Here is a 21,201-nt window from a genome sequence, read left to right as displayed (position 1 = left end):
GTCGTGTCTTTGCCAATAGTCCCTCCTCACCGGGCATTGTTTACCCCCAGTCTTACTTGTATTTTAGAAAGAAACTCTGATTTTGTCTAGGGAATAAAACTCTTTTCAATCAAAAAATGTTTTCTGAGGGTTTAATTAGAGCGATAAAACTTTAAAAGTTTAATCAATTCACAGGTTTATTGAATGTCTGTACCCGTCGGTATCCAAGTCTTTATCTGATTTTCATTCAAAACCCAATTTTTTTAATAAAAATATAAGCTTCTCGGGAAAATTTAAACTTTAAGTAAGATTATCAATCCCCAAAATGCTCAACACAATGTTAAGATTCATATGGGTTTCCTTAGTATTAAAAACATAAAAGTGAAATTCTGAGGACAGCAAAACTCCCCAACCTCTCGAAAAAACCTTAACAATTCATTGCAGAATGAGCCGATTTACTGATTTACCACAATTGCCCAGTTTTTCTAGACGAACAGCCCTTAAAATTCTGGGAGTGAGTGCTATTTCAGGGTTGATTAGTTACTCTCGATTTCACAAGCCACAGCCTACACTTTTTCAACAGGATTCTCTGGTATTACCCCGCTTTCTCAATCAACCCAAACAGGTAGTTATTGTTGGGGGAGGATTAGCCGGATTAGCCTGTGCTTACGAACTCAGTCAACGGGGTTTTCAAGTCAAACTTTTAGAAAAATCTCCGCAACTGGGCGGTAAAATTGCCAGTTGGAACATTCAAGTCGGCAATGAAACTTTTAGAATGGAACATGGTTTTCACGGTTTCTTTCCTCAATATTATAACCTCAATTCTATCATTGACGAACTCGAAATTAAAAACCATTTTATCTCTTTAGACTTTTATTCGGTTGTCTTTAAAAACAATCAATACAAACCGGAAAATTTTCGTCCCAACCATTCGGCTTTTCCCTGGAATATTGTTGATTTAGCCGTTTCTTCTCCGAATCGATTGCGTTGGGGAATTAACCTCACCAAACCCAAGCACTGGCAAGTTTTTCGAGAAATTGGCGGCTTTAAAACTCCCGATAGTTTTCAACATTTAGATTCTGTCTCCGTTGCCAATTGGGTGAAAAAAGATTTTCCCCAAGGCTTATATGATTTGTATTTTTTACCCTTTGCCAAATCCAGTTTAAATGCACCGGATAAACTCAGTGCAGCCGAACTTATGCAGTTTTTTCACTTCTACTTTTTTGGCAACCCCGAAGGCTTGGCATTCAACGGAACAAAACAGGATATGGGGAGGAGTTTAGTTCAACCCATCGCCCAGTCTATTCAACAACAACAGGGTGAAATTATTGCCGAAGCAACCGTTAGTAAGATTCAGATAAAATCGGGAAAAATAGATTCAATTTCATATTATCAAGGCGATTCTATCAACCCCGTTCCCTTTTGGGTTAAACGAAATCAATTGATAGAAAAAAACTGGGAATATTGGGGAGCGGGAGATGATGTTTATGCCATTCAAAGCGGAAAAAACGAAGCGATTTCTTTAACGTGTACCCATCAAGGTTGTACCGTTAAACGGGCAGAGGATGGACGCTTTCATTGTCCTTGTCACGGCAGTATTTTTGAAAGCAACGGACAAGTTGTTTCGGGACCCGCCGAACGAAACTTAGCTCAATTTAAAGTCATTCAACGTCAGCCGGAACAAGTTAAACTGGTGGCTTTAAACGCCGAAAACATAAGAAATCAATCAAATTATATCCCCGAAAATTCTACCACAATTCAAGCCGATTACTATGTCTTTGCCACAGATATTCCCGGCGTTCAACAGCTTTTTTCGCTAACTCAAGGAGAACTAAACTCAACCCTACAAGAACAAATTCAAAACCTAGAAGTTGCCGACCCCTTCGCCGTTTGTCGGTTTTGGTTTAATCGCGATTTTCCTTGGGAACACAGCAACTTTACCTCCTTATCCGGCTACCAACTCACCGATAGTATTACCCTTTATCATCGCATTCAAAAACAATTCATTGACTGGCATCAAAAAACCGGGGGTAGCGTTGTTGAACTGCACGCTTATTGTTATAAAGAATCCCAATTTCCCACCCAAGAAGACTTACTCACCACCTTTGAACAAGAACTCTATGAAATTGTACCCGAACTTCAAACCGCTCAATTAATTCATCGAGAATTAGTCAATCAAAAAAACTTTGCCGGATATCCACCGGGAAGCTATGCAAAACGCCCCCAAACCGCCTCCGGTATTTCTAATTTAATGTTTGCTGGAGATTGGGTCAAAATGCCTTTTCCCTGCGGTTTAATGGAACGAGCCGTCAGCAGTGGATTATTAGCCGCCAACGAGATTTTACAGCAAGAAGGTTTACAGCGGCGAACCCTATTTTCAGTGAATCCAGAAGGATTTTTAACAATATGAATCAAAAAATTCGTAACTTAGAAATAAACCCCAATCATTGGTATGTTGTCGCCCGGAGTTGTGAAATCAAAACTCAACCTGTAGGGGTAATCTTGTGGAATCAACCGATTGTTTTATTTCGGGATAACGACGGGAAAATTCACGCTTTAGAAGATCGTTGTCCCCATAGACAAGTTAAACTCAGTCATGGTAAAATCATTAAAGATTCCCTCGAATGTGCTTATCACGGTTGGCAATTTAACCCTCGGGGCGAATGCGTCGAAATTCCCTATTTGGCCGAAAATCAAAAACTCCCCAACTGTCAAATTCGGAACTATCCGGTTCAAGAATTAGACGGTTTTATCTGGCTCTTTCCCGGAGAACATTCAACCGAAATTAAACCCGAAATTAAACCGCTAGGCATTCCCGAATGGGAAAATTTGAATTATATTGCCACCGTTTCTCTAATTCACTGTCAAGCTCATTATTCTTTTTTAATTGAAAACTTGATGGATATGTATCACGGACATTTACATCAAGATTGGCAAGCGTGGACAGATGCGGTTTTAGAAAAAATAGACGAACATCCCCATCGAGTTGATGCGGAGTATCAAGCCCAAAGCTATTATAAAATCGATAAAATCTGGTCAATTTCTCAGTTATTTTTTCCCGCCTTGCGTCAACTCCACCCCGAACCCCTAGCCGTGAGTTATATCTATCCTCATTGGGTTTCAACACTGGGAAAAGACTTTAAAATTTACTGTCTATTTTGTCCCGTCAGTTTAACCGAAACCAAAGCCTATCTGATACACTTTACCTCATTACATTCATTCTGGCGCCTGCACAAACTCCCGATTCCATTTCGTCGCTTTCTCAAAAACAAACTATTCGGTTCGGCTCAAAAATTACTCGACGGATTAGTTCAACAAGATGTTAAAATGATCGAAGAAGAACAACAAGCCTATCAAAACAACCCCGAACAAAAAGGATATGAATTCAACCGAACATTAGCCAGTGTTCAACGATTAATTCAACATCAAGCCTCACTCTCTTAACTCTGCGTTTCGTGGTTTAGGAGATGTCTAAATTCTGCACCAACCACTGAAACTTCACCTCAGCTAACTCTAAAAAATCTTGTTTGCTCTCGGCCATTTCTTCCGTATCCTGGGCGACATCTTCGAGATAATTATCTTCAACTTCATATCCCAACCGCCTAACCGTTCCCCGCATCCGACTCGCCAAACACAAAGAAATCCCCTGATAAAATCGAGAAGCAAACCCCGCATTTCGATGAAGTTGAGCCATTAATTCATAACGAGGAATCGCCAAAACCAAACTTTCTTCAACCGCTTTCACCGTTGCTAAAGGAGGACGATTATCAATAAAAGAAATTTCCCCAACCACCTCTCCTTCAGCTAACCGGGCGAGTTCTCGTTCTCCATTCGGAGAAATAGACACACTCAACAACCCTTTCAAAACAATATAAAGCGCACCAATCGTCCGACCTTCATAAATCAGCGTTTCCCCTGGGGGAATTACCTGTGTTTTCCCCCGACTAATAATCCAAGATAAATCCTTATCATCCAATCCACCCAGAATAAATAGAACTTTTTTCGGCTGTTCAATCATCGGATTTTAGAGTTGGTAGAAGTGAATTTTTATTGTACAATAAAATCCTTAAAACTCCCCCAGTTGTAATTAAAACAAAACAAATCTACACCGAGTTTTCATCTTTGGTCACCTTTTCAACAAACCGAATTAACCCTTCGTGAAACTTATTCGGGGCTTTCAAATAACAAGCATGACCCACTTTCGGTAAAATAATCTTTTCCGCATTGGGCATTAGTTCCACTAAAAGATCCGCCTGTTCAACCGGAACAATCCGATCTTCACTCCCCCAAACCGCCAAAGTCGGAAGCGTAATTCCCCGAAGCTGCTGACTCATTTTCAAAATTCCCACCGGAGCAATTGCAACAAACCCTTGCAAATTCGGCGAATGGTTGACAACAAAAGACAAACTGTAAGTTCCACTCATCGCCGGAGACACTAAAACCGCCCCCTTGAGATGCAATTTATCAACCAATTTCGGTAAAAATTCAGCATGATAGTCTGAAATCGATTCCGACTTCCCAAAACCGGGCAAATCAATCGCGATTACATGGAAATTTTTCTGAGTCAAGCGTTTGAGCGTGCCGAGATCTTTCCAAGTTTTGGAGCTAAAACTAGCACCATGCAGCAACAACACAGACGGATTTTGCGGATTTCCCCCCTCCAGATAATGAATATTTGCGGTTTGAATCTTGATAACCTTTGAGATTAGGGCAGATTCCATAAAGGGATTCAAATAAATAAACGCGCACACGAGAAGAACTCAGGATTTTATTTAAACATCCTAGCCTATTATATCTTAGAGGCCCGGTGAGGGTTTATATTAAATTAAGAAAGTTAATCAAAATCGTTTCTAATAGGTGCTATGGCAATCGACAGTTTACCTGAGTCTCCGCCACCGAATCCAGTAGATCGCCAACCCCTGCCCAAAGTTCACCTGCTGACCATGTTTCGGCTCGGTTTATTTCAGATGGGGTTGGGCATTATGTCCCTGCTCACCTTGGGCGTGATCAACCGACTGATGATCGATGAGTTGAAAGTCCCGGCTCTCATGGCCGCCGGTGCGATCGCCATGTATCAGTTTGTCGCACCCGCCCGGATTTGGTTTGGTCAAATGTCCGATGCCAAGCCCCTATTCGGATACCATCGCAGTGGCTACATCTGGTTGGGTGCGGTTCTATTTACGACCATTTCCTTCTTCGCCCTACAGGTGGCTTGGCAGTTGGGCGTTAGTTTGCAAAATACCGGCTTGAGTCCCATCAGCTACGCTTGGGCGGCTCTCCTCGCCCTCGTCTTTGCCGTCTACGGTTTGGCACTCAGCGCCAGTTCCACCCCCTTTGCGGCGTTATTATTTGACGTTTCCGATGAGGATAACCGCTCCAAACTGGTGAGTATCGTTTGGTCCATGTTGATGATCGGCATTGTCATCGGAGCCATTATCAGTTCAAAAATTCTCAACCGTCCCGAAGTTTGCGGCGCCGACATTCTCACCTACAACCCCAATCAAACCGCCAGCACCGTTAATATTGCTCAATTACAATCGGCAATTAATCCCCTATTTATAATCGTTCCGGGGATTGTTTTTGGGTTGTGTTTGCTGTCAACTGTCGGCGTTGAAAAACGATTTTCCCGCTATTCTACGCGATCGCGTGTGACCGAACGAGAAGACCAAATTACCCTCTCTCGCGCTTTAAAAATATTAACCGCCAGTCGCCAAACCGGTTTATTTTTCAGCTTCCTATTGGTGATGAGTATTAGCCTATTTATGCAGGATGCGGTACTCGAACCCTATGGCGGCGAAGTGTTTGGAATGTGTATTTCTGAAACGACCCAACTCAACGCCTTTTTTGGAATGGGAACCCTGGTCGGAATTGCTTCGACAGGCTTTTTAATTACTCCCCGTTTGGGCAAGAAAAATACCGTTAAAGTCGGTTGTATTGGTACTGTAATTTGTTTGAGTTTGTTTATCGGTTCCGGCTTCGCGGCTAACCCCGGAATGTTGAAAACTGGGTTGTTGCTGTTTGGTGGGGCGAGTGGTATTTTAACTGCGGGTGCGATTGGTTTAATGCTGGACTTAACTGCTGCTGAAACCGCCGGAACTTTTATCGGCGCCTGGGGACTCGCTCAAGCAATGGCGCGAGGTTTAGCAACTGTACTCGGTGGCGCCGTGTTAGATTTGGGTCGATCTATTTTTAGCATTCCTGTCCTCGCCTACGGGCTAGTATTTGCGGTACAAGCAATAGGGATGATCGTTGCTATTTCTTTACTGAGTCGCGTTAATATACGGGAGTTTCAAGAAAACGCCCAAAAAGCGATCGCAACGGTATTAGAAAGTGAATTAGATTAGTAGGGTGGGTGACAGAAACAAAATTTCAATTTCAGCAGTTAAGTTATCTCTTGTCACCCACCCCACTACTTTTGGGGGGTCAAAATGCCGGGGTCATTTCCTGTCAAAAAATTTTGGCTTTAATACCATTCCTGCTCTTTAAAAATTTTATTCCTTAACCAACGAGGCATCTCCCATTCTGGAGTCCAGAGAATATTGTGCTTTTCGCTGTAGGATTCTAATCCAACTTTTGACCAATATTTTCGTAACAGTGACCGCCCTTTCTCTTTCGGGTACTTGTCGGATAAGTCGTCGGTGGGAACTGGATGACAACCAACCACTTCGCCCCAAGCCAACCCCTGTAAAAACATCGCTAATGCCTTCAAGCCGTAATCCCTACCCCGGTACTTCGGTTCGATAAAGACGCTGTTTATATAGAACAAGTAGCGGTTGAATTCTACTGCGTCCCGACCTTCTTCCAATAAAAAAAATGACGCGAAGTACGATAAGTCCGATGTCAAACAATCGGCGACAATCATGACTTCTCGTTGGTTATAATACAAATCAAATCGGTGCGCTTGCATTCTGCCAATCTGAATTGGTTCCGGGTAGTCTCCCAATGCCAGTCTTTCATCCAATTCTTCTTCCGATAACTCAATACCCCCGTCAATTTTGATGGTGGTTTGGATTCGGGTGACTTGCAAATCATCCAATTTTGAATAGTAAATATCCTGATTGGATAAATAAAAGGTCGATTCTAATTGTAGTTCCACCGTTCGGTTTATTTTAGCTGTCATACTCCTTCCTTGATCCAAGCCTCTAAAGAATAAGGGGGTTGACAACCCCAAAGCTGATCGCATAGAGTTCTGAAAATTATAGAACCCCAACTGTTTTTCGATTTAAACAGTTGGGTGGGTGAGAGAAACCCAATTTCGAGTTCAACAATTGAACTATCAGTTCTCACCCACCCGACCCAATTGTAAATGTAGGGTGGGTGAGGGCAACAATTTTTCGAGTTCAACAATTGAATTATCCGTTCTCACCCACCCTACCCAACCGAGAAAAACAAAATTTCGATTTCAACAGATCTATTGCTCTTAGTAGAATGAGTTTAAGGCAAGGCTTTATATTCTATAAGGCTGTAGGAATGACCATGTTTGTGATGGTATGCAAAAACTTGGTCTATGAAAGAAGGGTATTTTTGTTCCAGTTTATGTTCAGCAACTTGCCATAGATAATCTTGATAGTATTCATCCTCATCTTCCGACATTTTTAAATATTCGTTGGAGATGCAGTTCACTTTGACCGTTGCCAAAATTTTAAATGGCTCATCCGAATTGTAACGAGAAAATTCCAATTCGATAGTACACAGGTAGTCAATTCTTTTCTTGGGGTCATCGCTCAACGCAAACTCCCGGGCTGAAATCAAAATATCGATCTCTTCTGATTTGAATATTGGCTCCCCTTGTTTATTACAGAGTTGAGCAATTAATTGAGACACCTCATCGGCGGAAAAGTTTTTGAATAATTCTTTGTATTCTCCCCTATAATAGGATTGATCTACCCCATAATAATGGGTCAAATATGAAACCAGTCTATCAGAACAACCCCGAGTTTTAGTATGTTCATTCAAGCAATATATAAATTCCAGAAAATTATTAATTGCTGTATCATCACAACAATTCGCACTGTCACCAGAACTCATCTTTTACTGTCCCTCCAATTGTGCTAGTCGTTCCTCAATTTTCACGATTCGCTCAATTAAAGGGATATCTTCTTGTGAATCCAGGTATTTAGATAAGGCACTGACCACAACTTCAGTTTGCGACATCTCCATTATCTGAATGTGGCGGTTCAGTTTTTGCAACAAAGAGCGAGGAATTCTAACCGCAATTTGAGCTTTTTTACCCGGAGATAATCCCTTCACCTTCGGTTCGACCGTTTCAGGTTCTACCGCTTCACTGGGATAGGTTCCATCATTATAATTTTTATAATCGCCATCACGAAGCATAAAGATTCGCCGATAGTAGTGTTTTCGTCCCGTCGCAGGGTCAATAAAACCAGGCGGTGCATCCTCTTCCAATTCGGCGTATCCAACTAACTCAGGCCCTATCTGAGCTTGGCGAGACTTTGATATTCCCTGCTTGCTCGTGAAATCTGTCATCCCTTCCCGCACCCAAGGGTACTGGCTCATGTCTTTTAGCCAGACAATTTTTGCCTCGGGCTTTAAATCCTCCAATTTGAAGAAGGCCATTTTTTCTGTCCTTTGATTGATCAACTTTTTAATCGTATCATACAACGCCATACGCTGCATGGCAAAAAAGTAAACTGAGTAGTAAGCCTCCACAAAACCTTTACGGGTAGGACTTTAGAGCGTTCAAATCAAGAAGAAGGGGGGCTAGAGAACAAACAGAGTGCCACTGGTGTTAACAGATCCTCCGGGTAATTACCCTTCTCACCCACCCCATCAATAGGGTGGGGCGGGTTTATGTAAATCTCGGAGTCGTAGTTAAAGATATTGTAGAACCCGCCCCTACGAAGCAGATTATTGATTGGGTTCGCTCACATCTATAAAATCACCTTAAATAAAAACCCGGTTTCTGATGAGTTACCGGGTTTTTCTGTCTAATTTTCGGGTGGGTGAGAGCAACAAAATTTCAATTTAAACAATTGAACCATCGGTTCTCTCCCACCCTACCAAACTTTGGCCGCGCGTCAAAAGAAGAGGGGGGTTGACAACCCGGAGCGCGATCGGTTAAGATGATGTCGTGGGGCGAACCTGAAATTACACATGACTAATACATCAACACATATTTCACAAGTCACACCATACAGGTCAATCCAACGGTTATCGGTTCTCACCCACCCTACAACTTGGTGGGTGACAGCAAAAAGTTGGTGATTTCAGCAGTTAAGTTATCGGTTCTCACCCACCCTACAACTTGGTGGGTGACAGCAAAAAGTTGGTGATTTCAGCAGTTAAGTTATCGGTTCTCACCCACCCTACAACTTGGTGGGTGACAGCAAAAAGTTGATGATTTCAGCAGTTAAGTTATCGGTTCTCACCCACCCTACTAAATTGTTACGGGAGAATCAACATAAATACTCGGTTCTTGCATCAAGAAAGAGATATTATACTGTTGCAGCTTTTTAGAAATACTCTGATTTGTGGATTCTAACAAACTCTTTCTCAAGGCGATCGCATTTTCGCTCGAACCCAAAATAAAAAACGTTACTCTCGCCCTTGTATTTCGAGTATCCGTATGTTGAAGCAGCGCAATATTTGTACTTCCCGGATCGATTCCAAACACCGAATCGGTACATTCTTTAACCGCCTGTTGAACCAAAGCTTTTTCACGAGCTTCTAACTGTCGGGTAAAATCAAGATACAACAAAACCATCACTTTTTTACCTCGGGTAATATTCTCAATTTCCATCTTCATTAAATTAGAATTGGGAATAATCACCAACGTTCCTTTCGCCGCCAGTCGAATTTTTGTTGAACGCAAACCAATCGATTCTACCCGTCCATAGGTGCCATTTTCCAGCCTTACATATTCGCCCCGGACAAACGGACGATCCAGACGTAATACAATCGTTCCTAACAGTTGTTCAAAGGTACTTTGCGCCCCAAAACCAATCGCAGCGCCCCCAATAGACGCACCCGCCAACAACGCCGTTAACGGGAAATTTTGACTTTGAGCGAAAGCAGTTACCGCAATAAAACCAATAATCACATTAACAGCCGTTTCAAAAATGAGAAAGGTTTCATCAACTTCTAACCCATATTTTTTAACAACTGGAATCCCGTAAACTAACAACAATTGGTTAAAAATTCGGGAAAGTAACCAAGCCACACTGGCAATCACACCCAAATCTACAAACGGTTTAATAAATCTGTACAGCGTCGGATTATCGTTCAGCCAAGCCAGAGAAAGGGAAATTAAAATAAAAGTGCCGGCGACTTTTAAAGACCCTTGAATGGGGAAAATAAATTCGTGGAAAATCTTGCGATTATCTTTCGGGAGAAATTTGTAGACCAAGACTCTAATAATTCCCGGCGTATATCGACCCACTAAAATCGAGATGAGAACGAATAAAAGAAAAATTAGCGGATTGGGAATTGCAGAGTCTCTTAAGCCGATAAAAATCTGCGAGTTGGGATCGAATGGATTGTAAAAATTCATAGATTAAACAGTAATAGGTGAATTCACGTAAATATTTTGTTCTTCCATCTCAAACGCAATACCGTATTGCTGAAGAATTTGATTGATATCTTGACTCGCAATTTGTAAGAGTTGACGGCGCAATTCTAAATTTTCTTGACCCGAACCCAAGATAAAAAAGGTGACTTGGGCGTGAGTTTTATCTTCTCCGGTTACTTCTCTTAAATCTTTGAACGTGACATCGGTTCCTCGCGGATCAATTCCATAAGTATTTTCAGTTCCTTCGAGAATAATCTGTCGAATGAGCGCCTGTTCTTCTGCACTAATTGAACGGGGAAAAACTAACCCTAAAATTGAAATCACTTTGCGAGCGCCCGTATAATTTTCGATGTTTGTTTCCGTTAACGAACTATTGGGAACGATCATTAACGTTCCTTTTCCTGAGGTTCTAATTTTCGTTGAACGCAAACCAATTGATTCTACCCGTCCAAAAGTACCATCCGGTAAACCAATATAATCATCAACCACAAAGGGGCGATCTAAATATAATACAATTCCCCCCAGAATTTGGCTTAACGTACTTTGAGCCGCAAACGCCACCGCCAGTCCGCCGACGCCCAAACTCGCCAGCAGACCAAAGATATTAATTTGATGGGTTTGAGCAAAAGCAATAATGGCGATAATAATAATCACCGTATTGGCGATAAATTTCCCCACTAAAAGCAGTTCGCTGTTCACACTGCGACCTTGTTTTCTAGCCGCTTTATTAACCAGATAAATATCAAAAAACTGCTTGAAAATTTGAGACGCCAACCAACTGGCTGTAATCGCCAAAATTAAACTCAAAACCACTTCCAAGCTAGAAAGAGATTTTGATAAAGGAACCGATAACAGAAAAATTTCCGCCGCCGCCAATCCCAACACCGTTAAAATTAGCGATTGATAGGGAGAAAAAATCTGTTTGTAAAGTTCTATTTTTCCCGGCGAAAAAAACCGCTTAATAATTTTATTTTGAACGAAGTTTTTTAGGGCAATAATTCCGACCAAAGCCAAAATACCCGCCCCGATCCACACGCCAAAATTTACACTGTCTTCGAGTGCAATCAAGAAATAATTGAACTGTAAATCAACCATAAAAAAATAAGATCACTAAAAAAACTGATAGATGCACGATCAACCCGAAAATATGTTTTTACTCACCCGACGACGAGCTTCTTAATCTTCTTAGCCCGTCCAAAATTCGCCCGGTTGTTGCTATTTTAGGCTATAGGTAGGCGAGTAAAGCCAGTCTAGTTTAAACGGCGATCGCACTACTTAGCATCCTCCTAGAGTCTGAAAACCCAAGCCCGACCCCGAAAGTACCGCCCCGCAAACCTTAAACCCGCTTCAGTAATAGCTCACCGCCAAAAGAATATGATAGGATTAACAATTGTGGAAAATTAGAAATTAAACACCATTTCGAGCCATGAGTCTGACCCAAGAACAGAAACAAGAAATCATCACCGAACACCAAGTACACGCGACCGATACCGGATCAGCCGAGGTACAAGTCGCCCTGCTCACCGAACGCATCAACAAACTCAGCGCCCACCTCAAACAAAACAAAAAAGATTATTCCTCAACCCGAGGACTAATGAAAATGATCGGACAACGTAAGCGTCTGTTAGCCTACATTCGCAACAAAGACAACGACAAATATCGCGCCCTGATTCAACGTCTAGGAATTCGAGGATAAGCCAGAAGCTCTTAGCTGTCCCCTCCCGCCGTCAACACCCCACTCACAGCGAATATTACCATGTCTTCCGAACGCCCACGCCAATCACTCCCCTTTGAACCGAAAAAAAGCCGTAAAAAAGCCTCAAAAGCTGAATCACAGCCCGCCCGTGAACCCGCCAACGACACCCCCGCCCGTGAAACTCGCAAGTCCGCCGAGAAAAAAACCGCCAAACCGTCAAACAGAAAGCCTGCGACTCGGGAAGAAGCCGCCATCCCCGAAATTGTCAGTCAGCGGATGTTATTTCGGATGGCTATATTATCCGGGGTGCCGTTGTTCATGGCAATCAGCATCTTTGTGGCGAGTTACTTTATTGTGATCAATGAAGTGTTTGTCCTGCCAAATACGGCCGTTTTATTGGCGAGTCTGGGTTGTTTTGGCCTGAGCGTTTTGGGCTTGAGTTATGGAATATTCTCCACCTCCTGGGATGAAGACCAAGCCGGAACTGTAGTCGGTTGGCAAGAGTTTAAACTCAATATCGGGCGAACCGTACAAGCCTGGAAAGAAGCTCGACGAGAAAGTAGAGCAAAAATTAAGAATTAAAAACTGAAAAATTAAGTCATGGGTCATGGGTTAAAGTGATCCTTATGACACTTTGGGAGTTGGTCGAGATTCTCCAAACTCCCAACGCCAAACCGAAGACTCAACTCAACAACAGAATCCATAGGAATAAATGATTATTGTAATGAAAGTCGGCTCCCCCGAAGCCGAAATTGAACGCTTAAGCGAAGACCTGCGGACAACCTGGAATGTCAACCCCGAAAAAATTGTCGGGACTCACAAGGTTGTCATTGGGTTAGTCGGAGAAACCGCCGACCTAGACCCCCTGCAACTTCAAGAATTGAGTCCTTTCATTGAAGAGGTGCTGCGGGTCGAAAAACCCTTTAAACGCGCTTGTCGGGAATATCGTCACGGCGAAGCCAGCGAGGTCGCCGTCCCCACCCCCGCAGGTACCGTTTATTTTGGTGAAAATCATCCCCTGGTGATTACCGCAGGCCCCTGTTCGGTGGAAAACGAAGAAATGATCGTTGAAACCGCCAAACGGGTCAAAGCCGCAGGAGCGCATTTTCTCCGAGGAGGCGCCTACAAACCCCGGACTTCTCCCTACGCCTTCCAAGGACACGGAGAAAGCGCCTTAAACTTGTTGGCAGCCGCCCGAGAAGAAACCGGCTTGGGGATTATTACCGAACTCATGGACGCCGACGACTTGGAAGTGTTGGGGAACGTTGCCGATGTCATCCAAATTGGCGCCCGCAATATGCAAAACTTCTCCCTCCTCAAAAAAGTTGGCGCCCAAGACAAACCGGTGTTGTTGAAGCGGGGAATGTCGGCCACTATCGAAGAATGGGTGATGGCAGCCGAATATATCTTAGCGGCCGGAAATCCCAACGTGATTCTCTGCGAACGGGGAATTCGCACGTTTGATCGCCGCTACACTCGCAATACTCTAGACTTGTCTGTAATTCCCGTATTGCGATCGCTGACTCACTTACCGATTATGATCGATCCCAGTCACGGTACCGGGTTCGCCGAACACGTTCCCGCCATGTCCCTGGCTGCTGTGGCCGCAGGTACGGATGCGTTGATGATCGAGGTTCATCCCAACCCCGCCAAGGCCCTTTCCGACGGTCCCCAATCCTTGACCCCCGAACAGTTTGACCGTTTAATGGAAGAAATGGCGGTGATTGGAAAGGCTGTTAATCGTTGGCCCAAACAAGAAGCCGTTTTAGCTTAAATTTTCATTCCAGACCGGCGACAAGGAAAGCAGACAAAATAACAACAAATCTCGCTTTTCTTGTCTGCCTATCGGGTTATGGTTCATCCTTTTTCAGTAAGGTTTCTACCTGTCGCAGAATCGTTTTTAGCAACTGGGTTAACAGGGGTAAATTATCAGACGGTAGAGGCGCAGAGTCCGAACGTTTTTCAATTTCTGTTAATTTTTTTTCCAGTTGTTCTGCTAACTTTAAAGCATCCCGACTTAAAAGCGTCATTCGATGTTGTTGGTGGAATTTTAACGCCGCACCTCGCAACACTTGTAAGTTGGCTTCTTCTCCATGTTCTCCCGGTGTAACTCGCAAACGCAATAAAATTTGAGTTCCCCGATAAAGGCGCTCAATTTCCGCTTGTTTGGGTTTGTCAACCGGAATTAACGGGAGTTCGAGCAACCGTTTTAATTCGTTAATTACCCCTTGAAATTGACTCGCTTCTAAGTCTTCTAAGACTGATTTTAAAACTCCATCTTGACTCCACAAAATTCGACCCGTAGAGGCCTTGACGTTCAAAATATAGCCGACCAATTCCACCCGCCATAACTCGACCCAAGAGTTCGGGTAATAATTTTTCAGGCGTCAGGGTTGCTAAAATTTCAATCGGCTCGTTTAAGTAATGGCCATAAATTTCTAAACTCGGTAAATTTGAGTTTTGACAAGAACAAGTTTGACAAATCTTATTTGGATTTGAGGCGGAATTTTTATTAACTTTAACGCCATTTGTTGAGATGGGTTTTTCGGTGTTTCCGTCCGAATTTTGATGCTGAGTATGATATAAATAAGCCGATAAAATCGCCTGTTGTTCGGGGAAAGATATCTTCTTCGTCACGAGAGAACAGTTGCGATAAGCCAACATTTTATTGACATATTCTAAAGCAGAATTATCATCGGGATCGACGATTCCTAAATGCAAACAATCATCAGTTAACGATAGCGGTAACACTTGATAGTGTAAACACACCTCAAACGGAAGAATGCTGTCAATCAAAGGAAAAATCTGTTCAGCATCCATTGAAATCGCCTCATTGGTGGGAGTTTCAGCTAACATTTGCCGATCAAAAAGTAATTTTAGATTTCCCAACACCCACTCCAATTCTAAAAAAAGCTTATAGTAGAAATCAACACAATTCAACCATCATAAATCGTGAAATTTCCATGAAAAATAGGATGGGTGGAAGTTTAGTAGATGCCCAAAGTTTACCCCGGCTTTTATAAGTTTTTTAGACTCTCTCTATTCTAGTTTAACAAGTTTGTGTCCTTTAGGATCGCGGTTGGGTCCCGATCTGAACAACTTCCACATCTCAGCGAGCGATCGCCGTTAACTCGATCTTACTCTTTCGCTAAGATGGGGCGATGTTATGTTAAATTCCGGATAAATAACGTTAAATCCGGTAAAATTTGTTTGCGGGTTCGTGTTCTACAAACAATATATGGTTAGAGGAGAATCTTTTGTATACCGTCTCAGAGGGCTGAGTTCCCTGGTTTTTTTTCTCTTACTCGCTACCCCTCAACCCGTCATTTCCTCCCCCGTCAATGATGGAGTTGTTACCGCTAGAAAACTATCCGTCCGTAAATTTTCCACCCCTCAACCTTCCTTTGTTCCCCACATCTCCAAGCCTTCCCAACCGAAATTACACTTAATTATACGACTTGGCGATCGCCGAGTTTACGTTTATCGCCGGGAACAACTTCTGACCAGCTACCCCATCGCGGTGGGTCGAGACGGTTGGGAAACGCCCACCGGTGAGTACAAAGTTATCCAAAAAATTCAAGAACCCTCCTGGGAACACCCCTTTACCGGGGAAATTATCCCCCCAGGCCCCGATAACCCCTTGGGAATGCGTTGGATCGGGTTTTGGACCGATGGGACCAACTACATCGGCTTTCACGGTACCCCCAACGAAGACACCGTAGGACAAGCCGCCTCTCATGGCTGCATCCGAATGTTGAACCAAGATGTACTGCTATTATTCGATAAAGTTACCATCGGAACACCCGTAATTGTAGAACCGTAATTAAACTTAAATCAACTTCCTCTCGACCTACTTACTTAGATAGATGTAAAACCAATAATAATAATGCAATGATCCCAACAACGGATTAATTTATGGAGCGGAAATCTGATGACTCAGTATCCCAATGTTCCCCCCTTCATTGAAAACGACGAACAAGAGTATTTAGACAGTGGAGTTCCCAGTAAAGTTGCAGTTGCCGGACATCCTCTGCATCCCTTAATTGTCACATTTCCCATCGCTTTTTTAGTGGGAGTTTTAGGAACCGATTTCGGATATTTGTTAACTAACGATCTGTTTTGGGCGAGGGCTTCTGTTTTGTTATTAGTCGCCGGAATTCTGACGGGATTATTGGCTGCAATTACCGGAATGATAGACTTTTTAGAAATTGATCGGGTTCGACAACACAACGCCGGTTGGATTCATATGATTGGCAATATTATCGCCTTAGTCTTGTCAGGAATTAGTCTGTTTTTCCGTTGGGAACAGCCCGCAGATTTTATCCTACCCATCGGATTAATTCTATCATTAATTGTTGCTTCTGCTTTAGGACTTACGGGTTGGTTTGGCGCCGAACTCGTTTATCGCCATAAAATAGCCGTCATTGGTAATGGCATTGAACAAAGACCATAAACCATTAATTGTTGATCGCCTTCTGTATCGATTTAATGGTCTATTCTATCAACCCGGTAACTCATAAGAAACCGGGTTTTTAATCAACTGTGTTTCGTACAATTGAAAACCACTATCACTGTAATCACTGGTGTGTAAAGGGCGGGTTTATGTAAGTTATTGCTGGGAAAACATAAATGAATTCAGAACCCGCCCCTACGTGACTGGTGGGTGATATGAAGCCCCGCCGTTTATCAAACAAGTTTTATTAGTCTATAAACTTGACGGACTGTGTTTTTTTAGTGGTATACTTTTAAATAATAATTATCCTTCAAGTCTCAAAAAGCCAGTGGTACAGCATCCCCTCCTAGACCTGTCCTTATTCACGGGTTTAATTGTCTTGAGTTCTATTATTCCCGTTCTACCCGCACAAGCACAAATTGTTCCCGATAACAGCTTGGGTTCAGAAAACTCCGTTGTTACTCCTAATGTTAATATTCGCGGAATAAATAGCGATAGAATTGACGGGGGAGCGGTTCGAGGAGGTAATTTATTTCATAGTTTTCAAGAATTTAACGTCGAAGTTGGACGGGGTGCTTATTTTTCCAACCCCGACAATATTGTTAATATTTTAACTCGCGTTACCGGGGATAACATTTCACAAATTCTCGGAACATTGGGGGTTCTCGGAAATGCTAATTTATTTTTAATTAATCCCAATGGAATTGTATTTGGGCCGAACGCACGGTTAGATGTGGGCGGTTCATTTTTTGCCACAACAGCCGATGGTATTTTATTTGAAAATGGGTTTGAATTTGCAGCAAGTAACCCAGCAGCGCCGCCATTATTAACGATTAATATGCCGGTCGGGTTAAACATTAGAGAAAATCCCGGAACAATAGTTAATCAAGCCGCACCCCAACTGGTTCGACCCGATGGGAGTGCGTTAAGAAATGATGCAGGATTTCTAATTTCGCAAGGCTTAAATGTTCCTCAAAATCAAACTTTAGCATTAGTTGGGGGAGATGTATTATTTGATAATGGCTTTGCAATTTCTCCAGGAAGTCGAATTCAATTGGGGGGATTATCAGAACCGGGAATTATTCAAATTAACCCCGATAATAGTTTAAGTTTTCCCGATAATATTCAACGGGGAAATGTAGCGTTAACCAATGAATCAGAAATAAACGTTCGTGGAAATGGAGGCGGAGACGTTAATATTAATGCGAGAAATGTTGAGATATCTGGCGATAGTGTTATTCGGGTGGGAATTGATCAAGGTTTAGGGTTTCTAGAAGCGCAAGCGGGAGATGTTAATATTAACGCTCAGGAAAATATTCTCCTAACAGGTGCAGGAAGTTCGATTAGAAATGCTATCGATACCAATGGAATTGGTCAAAGCGGAAACATTAACATCACAGCTAATTCGCTCAGAATGAATAATGGAGCGTTTATCAATACACTTATTTTTGGACAAGGAAACGCAGGGAACATAAACGTAAAAGCCGCATCCGTTGAAGCTTCAGGTACTTCTCCTAATGGTGAGTTTCGGAGTGGTTTTTTTGCGGATGTCAATGATACAGGTATGGGTAATGGAGGTAATATTCAAATCGAAACCGGACAATTTCGACTAACTGAAGGAGCGCGAATTCAAATCGCTCTATTTGGACAAGGAAATGCGGGTTCTCTATCAATTTTAGCAACCGATTCGGTAGAGCTATCAAACAGTTCTATTTTGGGTGAAATCGCAGAAAATGCAGTGGGAAGTGGGGGAAATCTTGAAATTTCAACCTCATCGCTAAATGCAACAAATGGACAGATTAGTTTAAGTGCATCAGGTAACGGAAACGCAGGAAATATTTATCTTGAAGCACAGAACATCAATCTTTCAAATTCTATTGTATTCGGCGAAACTTCCGGAACCGATAATATTGGAAATATTACGATTGATACCGGAACTTTAGTTCTTCGAGATGGTGCTGATATTCGGCTTGATGTTAACCCAGAAGCAACAGGTTCAACGGGAAACATAACTGTTAATGCTTCGGAGTCTATAGAAATAATAGGAGTCTCACCGACTGGCATTACCAGTCGAATTGCTACTCGAACATTAGGTAATGGTAGTGCAGGAAGCGTTATTATTAATACTCCCAGATTAGCCGTTCGGAATGGAGGGACAATCTTTGCTAGTAGCTTCAACACCGGACAAGCAGGAGATGTGATTATTAATGCTTCAGAATCTATAGAAGTTAGGGGAGGAAGCCCCTTTCAATTTGATCCAGAATCCGTTGAATTTGGTACAGAACCCTCTATTCCACTTGAAGATGCCACTGCGATTTTTAGTGACATATCAACCAGCAGTGATAATGTAGAAGGAAGCGCAGGAAGTGTTTTTATCACCACAAATAAACTCACACTTCAAGAGGGAGGAGAGATTGGAACTTCTGCTACAGGAAGGGGGAGTTCGGGTGTTGTACAAGTTAAAGCAAATGAAGTGGAGATAGCAGGAGAGTTGAGTATAAATGGACTGAATTCAAGCAGTGGCTTGGAGGTTTTTACCAATGGTGCAGGAACCGCAGGAACTCTCAACTTAGAAACCGGACGATTAACCATTCGAGATGGAGGTAATATATCAGTAAGAAGTTTAAATGGGAGTAGTGCTGGCTCTATCAATATTCAAGCTTCTGTTGTTGAATTAATTGGAGAAGGAAGATTTCCCAGTGAAAATGGAGAGACAATATTTCCCAGTGGGATTTTTGTGACAACAGGTACACTATCAGGCGGTAGTAGGGTGGGAAGTATCACACTCGAAGCAGACCAATTAAGAATACTCAACGGAGCGCAGATATCAACTTTTTCAGGGGATGTAGGCAGTTCGGGTTCAATTAATATTCGTGCAAATACTATCGAAATTAGCGGAAGGGGAACTCGAACAGTTACCTTATCAACCGGAGAAATCGGAATAGGTAGTCAAATTGCTGCTCAAGCGGGTAACGGAGGAAACACCGGAGATATTTCAATTACGACACAAAGATTAATCGGACAAGATGGAGCATTAATTCGCACTGATAGTTCGGGAACAGGTTCTTCAGGTTCAATTAGTATACAATCTCAAGAGGTTATATTTGATGATCAAGTTAATATTTCTAGTGGAACGGCAGGTGCGGGTAATGGAGGAAATATTACTATAGAAACGGAACAACTAAGAGTGCAAAACGGCTCTATAATTTCTTCAGGAATTAGTTTACCCATTGAATCGGAAATTACTACTGTTGAAATTCCCCCAAATCGCCGAGGAGGAACGGTCTTGATTAAAGCGTCAGAATCGATTAATGTAGAGGGCGAAGGAACAGCAATTTTTACTGGAGGTTCGGAAGGAGCCATAGGAAATGGGGGAAATATTATTATTGAAACTGGAGATTTAACCGTAAACAATCGAGCTTCATTGTCTACAGGAACTTTAGGTAATGGGAATGCGGGTTTTATAAATATACAGGCTGAAAATATTGAATTAACAGATCGAGCTTTTGTCAACGCATTGGTTGCTGAAACTGCGGTCGGAAATGGGGGAACGATAACTATTGATGCAGAACAATTAATAGTTAGAGATCAATCTAACATTTTTGTAAATAGTCGCGGTGTTGGGAATCCCGGAAATATAGACGTGAGTGCTTCCCAAGTTCGCTTAGAACAAGGGGGTCTATTTGCAGAATCAGTAACAGGTGAAGGCGGAAATATTGCTATCAATTCACCGGATATTCGAGTGCGTGAAAGTCAAATTTCGGCAGCAGGAAGTCAAAGCGGTCAAACGTTTGATGGAAATATTGATATTAATTCTAATTTGTTAGTGTTGTTAGAAAATAGCCAAATTGTTACCAGCGCCTTTGACCCTACCGGAGGAAGTAATATTAATATTCGTCCTTTTGAAAGTGCCGAACTTGGACTTCTTCAATCTCAAAATAGTATTATTAACGCGGCTGGAGAAGTTTCTATCGATACAACACTTAATTTTGACCCCCCAGAATCATTAGAAGTTACAGTTGTTGACCCGGCTGAATTAATCGCTCAAGACCCCTGCAAACAGAGAGGAGACAGCCAATTTATTATCACCGGACGGGGAGGAATAGCACCAAATCCCGTTCAAGATTCATCGGCAATTCCTGGGTTAATTGAGTTGGAATCTCCTCTCATTCAACCCGTTACTCCTCAAGCCAATACTTCATCAGAACCTCCTCAACAACAATCAGAAAATTCTGATAATAATACGGTCGATTCAAGAACAATTGTTCCGGCGAGGGGTTGGGTAAGAGACGAAAATGGGAACGTGTTATTAGTCGGTTATGACCCGACAAACATGGGAGTTCAGCGTCAACGCCCTAATCCTCAAACTTGTCAACCCGGAAGTTGAGGAATTGATGAAGCTGGGGTTTAATCCTACTTTTGTATCTGCATAAGCTGGACTCACTCAGAGATAGGTTTAGAAGCGTGAGTCATGTATTGAGAAGCAAGACCAGAAAACCGAGGGGAGCAGTTTCGGGAAAAATTGCATAAGTTTCCATAGGGTGA

18 protein-coding genes are annotated in these 21,201 nt (G+C 42.5%); 9 read left to right on the top strand and 9 right to left on the bottom strand.

From position 1 onward, the window contains the following. Positions 1 to 424 precede the first annotated feature (424 nt). Positions 425 to 2,389 (top strand): FAD-dependent oxidoreductase, encoded by a 1,965-nt coding sequence (locus ACL6C3_RS19920; protein ID WP_413160782.1) that lies wholly within the window; start codon positions 425 to 427, stop codon positions 2,387 to 2,389. Continuing rightward, positions 2,386 to 3,423 (top strand): Rieske 2Fe-2S domain-containing protein, encoded by a 1,038-nt coding sequence (locus tag ACL6C3_RS19915; protein ID WP_413160781.1) that lies wholly within the window; start codon positions 2,386 to 2,388, stop codon positions 3,421 to 3,423. Before ACL6C3_RS19920 ends, ACL6C3_RS19915 begins: the two co-directional genes overlap by 4 nt. Positions 3,424 to 3,439: 16 nt before the next feature. Here the strand turns inward: ACL6C3_RS19915 and ACL6C3_RS19910 are convergent, their stop codons facing one another. Together ACL6C3_RS19910 and ACL6C3_RS19905 are read right to left on the bottom strand one after the other, a co-directional pair. After that, positions 3,440 to 3,997 (bottom strand): cyclic nucleotide-binding domain-containing protein, encoded by a 558-nt coding sequence (locus tag ACL6C3_RS19910; RefSeq protein ID WP_413160780.1) that lies wholly within the window; start codon positions 3,995 to 3,997, stop codon positions 3,440 to 3,442. An 85-nt stretch (positions 3,998 to 4,082) separates the two neighbouring features. After that, on the bottom strand, positions 4,083 to 4,700 hold the full coding sequence (locus ACL6C3_RS19905) for an alpha/beta fold hydrolase (protein ID WP_413160779.1): 618 nt from the start codon (positions 4,698 to 4,700) through the stop codon (positions 4,083 to 4,085). Positions 4,701 to 4,841: 141 nt separating this feature from the next. Between ACL6C3_RS19905 and ACL6C3_RS19900 the strand changes: the two genes are divergently transcribed. After that, positions 4,842 to 6,323, top strand: a complete 1,482-nt coding sequence (locus ACL6C3_RS19900; RefSeq protein ID WP_413160778.1) for a BCD family MFS transporter — start codon at positions 4,842 to 4,844, stop codon at positions 6,321 to 6,323. A 119-nt stretch (positions 6,324 to 6,442) separates the two neighbouring features. Here ACL6C3_RS19900 and ACL6C3_RS19895 read toward each other — a convergent pair whose 3' ends face one another. The 5 genes from ACL6C3_RS19895 to ACL6C3_RS19875 form a co-directional block, all read right to left on the bottom strand. Then, positions 6,443 to 7,099 carry a hypothetical protein gene (locus tag ACL6C3_RS19895; RefSeq protein ID WP_413160777.1) on the bottom strand — a complete coding sequence of 219 codons (657 nt, stop codon included), beginning with the start codon at positions 7,097 to 7,099 and terminating at the stop codon, positions 6,443 to 6,445. Positions 7,100 to 7,413: 314 nt separating this feature from the next. Beyond that, positions 7,414 to 8,007, bottom strand: a complete 594-nt coding sequence (locus ACL6C3_RS19890) for a hypothetical protein (RefSeq protein WP_413160776.1) — start codon at positions 8,005 to 8,007, stop codon at positions 7,414 to 7,416. Positions 8,008 to 8,010: 3 nt separating this feature from the next. Then, positions 8,011 to 8,616, bottom strand: coding sequence for a DUF6009 family protein (locus ACL6C3_RS19885; protein ID WP_413160775.1), 606 nt, complete (start codon positions 8,614 to 8,616; stop codon positions 8,011 to 8,013). Between the two features lie 760 nt (positions 8,617 to 9,376). Beyond that, positions 9,377 to 10,489: a mechanosensitive ion channel family protein gene (locus ACL6C3_RS19880; RefSeq protein ID WP_413160774.1), complete on the bottom strand. Its 1,113-nt coding sequence runs from the start codon at positions 10,487 to 10,489 to the stop codon at positions 9,377 to 9,379. A gap of 3 nt (positions 10,490 to 10,492) precedes the next feature. Continuing rightward, positions 10,493 to 11,602, bottom strand: a complete 1,110-nt coding sequence (locus ACL6C3_RS19875) for a mechanosensitive ion channel family protein (RefSeq protein ID WP_413160773.1) — start codon at positions 11,600 to 11,602, stop codon at positions 10,493 to 10,495. Positions 11,603 to 11,933: 331 nt separating this feature from the next. Between ACL6C3_RS19875 and rpsO the strand changes: the two genes are divergently transcribed. From rpsO to aroF, 3 genes are all read left to right on the top strand, one after another. After that, a complete protein-coding gene (gene rpsO, locus ACL6C3_RS19870) occupies positions 11,934 to 12,203 on the top strand; it encodes a 30S ribosomal protein S15 (RefSeq protein ID WP_413160772.1) in 270 nt (89 codons plus the stop codon). A gap of 60 nt (positions 12,204 to 12,263) precedes the next feature. Continuing rightward, on the top strand, positions 12,264 to 12,785 hold the full coding sequence (locus tag ACL6C3_RS19865) for a PAM68 family protein (protein ID WP_413160771.1): 522 nt from the start codon (positions 12,264 to 12,266) through the stop codon (positions 12,783 to 12,785). A gap of 130 nt (positions 12,786 to 12,915) precedes the next feature. Next, the gene (gene aroF, locus ACL6C3_RS19860) at positions 12,916 to 13,977 is read left to right on the top strand and encodes a 3-deoxy-7-phosphoheptulonate synthase (protein WP_413160770.1); all 1,062 of its coding nucleotides are present in this window, start codon (positions 12,916 to 12,918) and stop codon (positions 13,975 to 13,977) included. 76 nt (positions 13,978 to 14,053) lie between these two features. Here the strand turns inward: aroF and ACL6C3_RS19855 are convergent, their stop codons facing one another. Next, positions 14,054 to 14,494: a hypothetical protein gene (locus ACL6C3_RS19855; protein WP_413160769.1), complete on the bottom strand. Its 441-nt coding sequence runs from the start codon at positions 14,492 to 14,494 to the stop codon at positions 14,054 to 14,056. Then, the gene (locus ACL6C3_RS19850; protein WP_413160768.1) at positions 14,421 to 15,059 is read right to left on the bottom strand and encodes a hypothetical protein; all 639 of its coding nucleotides are present in this window, start codon (positions 15,057 to 15,059) and stop codon (positions 14,421 to 14,423) included. The genes ACL6C3_RS19855 and ACL6C3_RS19850 overlap by 74 nt, the downstream gene beginning before the upstream one ends. Before the next feature lie 382 nt (positions 15,060 to 15,441). Between ACL6C3_RS19850 and ACL6C3_RS19845 the strand changes: the two genes are divergently transcribed. From ACL6C3_RS19845 to ACL6C3_RS19835, 3 genes are all read left to right on the top strand, one after another. After that, positions 15,442 to 16,026 carry a L,D-transpeptidase gene (locus ACL6C3_RS19845; protein ID WP_413160767.1) on the top strand — a complete coding sequence of 195 codons (585 nt, stop codon included), beginning with the start codon at positions 15,442 to 15,444 and terminating at the stop codon, positions 16,024 to 16,026. Between the two features lie 108 nt (positions 16,027 to 16,134). After that, a complete protein-coding gene (locus ACL6C3_RS19840; RefSeq protein ID WP_413160766.1) occupies positions 16,135 to 16,656 on the top strand; it encodes a DUF2231 domain-containing protein in 522 nt (173 codons plus the stop codon). A gap of 328 nt (positions 16,657 to 16,984) precedes the next feature. Beyond that, a complete protein-coding gene (locus ACL6C3_RS19835; protein ID WP_413160765.1) occupies positions 16,985 to 21,043 on the top strand; it encodes a filamentous hemagglutinin N-terminal domain-containing protein in 4,059 nt (1,352 codons plus the stop codon). Positions 21,044 to 21,201: the final 158 nt, after the last annotated feature.

It is taken from the genome of Capilliphycus salinus ALCB114379 (genome assembly GCF_047276495.1).
Taxonomy (GTDB): domain Bacteria; phylum Cyanobacteriota; class Cyanobacteriia; order Cyanobacteriales; family Microcoleaceae; genus Capilliphycus; species Capilliphycus salinus.
Note: the sequence above shows the minus strand (reverse complement) of the source record. Positions and strands in the feature narration are given on the sequence as shown.

Excerpts from the sequence above, each read along its gene's own strand:
- ACL6C3_RS19920 (WP_413160782.1), top strand. The coding sequence starts at position 425 with ATGAGCCGATTTACTGATTTACCACAATTGCCCAGTTTTTCTAGACGA.
- ACL6C3_RS19915 (WP_413160781.1), top strand. The coding sequence starts at position 2,386 with ATGAATCAAAAAATTCGTAACTTAGAAATAAACCCCAATCATTGGTAT.
- ACL6C3_RS19910 (WP_413160780.1), bottom strand. The coding sequence starts at position 3,997 with ATGATTGAACAGCCGAAAAAAGTTCTATTTATTCTGGGTGGATTGGAT.
- ACL6C3_RS19905 (WP_413160779.1), bottom strand. The coding sequence starts at position 4,700 with ATGGAATCTGCCCTAATCTCAAAGGTTATCAAGATTCAAACCGCAAAT.
- ACL6C3_RS19900 (WP_413160778.1), top strand. The coding sequence starts at position 4,842 with ATGGCAATCGACAGTTTACCTGAGTCTCCGCCACCGAATCCAGTAGAT.
- ACL6C3_RS19895 (WP_413160777.1), bottom strand. The coding sequence starts at position 7,099 with ATGACAGCTAAAATAAACCGAACGGTGGAACTACAATTAGAATCGACC.
- ACL6C3_RS19890 (WP_413160776.1), bottom strand. The coding sequence starts at position 8,007 with ATGAGTTCTGGTGACAGTGCGAATTGTTGTGATGATACAGCAATTAAT.
- ACL6C3_RS19885 (WP_413160775.1), bottom strand. The coding sequence starts at position 8,616 with ATGCAGCGTATGGCGTTGTATGATACGATTAAAAAGTTGATCAATCAA.
- ACL6C3_RS19880 (WP_413160774.1), bottom strand. The coding sequence starts at position 10,489 with ATGAATTTTTACAATCCATTCGATCCCAACTCGCAGATTTTTATCGGC.
- ACL6C3_RS19875 (WP_413160773.1), bottom strand. The coding sequence starts at position 11,602 with ATGGTTGATTTACAGTTCAATTATTTCTTGATTGCACTCGAAGACAGT.
- rpsO (WP_413160772.1), top strand. The coding sequence starts at position 11,934 with ATGAGTCTGACCCAAGAACAGAAACAAGAAATCATCACCGAACACCAA.
- ACL6C3_RS19865 (WP_413160771.1), top strand. The coding sequence starts at position 12,264 with ATGTCTTCCGAACGCCCACGCCAATCACTCCCCTTTGAACCGAAAAAA.
- aroF (WP_413160770.1), top strand. The coding sequence starts at position 12,916 with ATGATTATTGTAATGAAAGTCGGCTCCCCCGAAGCCGAAATTGAACGC.
- ACL6C3_RS19850 (WP_413160768.1), bottom strand. The coding sequence starts at position 15,059 with ATGTTAGCTGAAACTCCCACCAATGAGGCGATTTCAATGGATGCTGAA.
- ACL6C3_RS19845 (WP_413160767.1), top strand. The coding sequence starts at position 15,442 with ATGGTTAGAGGAGAATCTTTTGTATACCGTCTCAGAGGGCTGAGTTCC.
- ACL6C3_RS19840 (WP_413160766.1), top strand. The coding sequence starts at position 16,135 with ATGACTCAGTATCCCAATGTTCCCCCCTTCATTGAAAACGACGAACAA.